Source organism: Vibrio sp. A11 (assembly GCF_013048705.1).
GTDB classification, from domain to species: domain Bacteria; phylum Pseudomonadota; class Gammaproteobacteria; order Enterobacterales; family Vibrionaceae; genus Vibrio; species Vibrio metschnikovii.
Genome location: NZ_VHSI01000081.1, coordinates 1 through 504 on the forward strand (window position 1 = coordinate 1; position 504 = coordinate 504).

2 protein-coding genes are annotated in these 504 nt (G+C 39.3%); both read left to right on the forward strand.

Features of this window, described 5'->3' with window-relative positions:
* The coding region (locus FKQ60_RS17405; protein WP_170906834.1) for a type II toxin-antitoxin system RelB/DinJ family antitoxin at positions 1-228 on the forward strand (228 nt) is incomplete at its 5' end.
* Positions 221-490 (forward strand): type II toxin-antitoxin system YafQ family toxin, encoded by a 270-nt coding sequence (locus tag FKQ60_RS17410; protein WP_039428600.1) that lies wholly within the window; start codon positions 221-223, stop codon positions 488-490. The genes FKQ60_RS17405 and FKQ60_RS17410, both read left to right, overlap by 8 nt.
* Positions 491-504 lie beyond the last annotated feature (14 nt).

A 504-nucleotide genomic window follows, 5' to 3' on the forward strand; every position in this document is an offset into this window, starting at 1 on the left:
TTTACTAGCATCTGTGACGAAATGGGTCTTAGTACATCACAAGCTATTAAAATTTTTGCAAAAGCCGTGATTAATCATGGTGGTATTCCATTTGACTTACGTGTGCCTCAACCAAATGAAACAACGATTTCTGCAATGAATGAACTCGTTCAAGGTCATGGGCATAAAGCAGAATCTGTTGACGCTATGCTTACTGAGTTAACTGAAGGCAAAGTTAAGAATGTATAGCTTAGAATACTCAACACAATTCAAAAAAGACTTCAAAAAAATCACAAAAATGCCGATTTCGGACATCATTGAAGTCGGCAACATCATATCAAAGCTGCAAAGAGGCGAAAAACTCGACCCTAAAAATGTTGATCACCCTCTAACTGGCGGATGGGTTGGATTCCGTGACTGCCACGTTAAACCAGATCTAGTGCTCATTTATCGCATTTTTGATGGCCAACTCCAATTAGCTAGAATTGGCTCTCATAGTGATTTGTTCTGATGAACCTTAGTGGC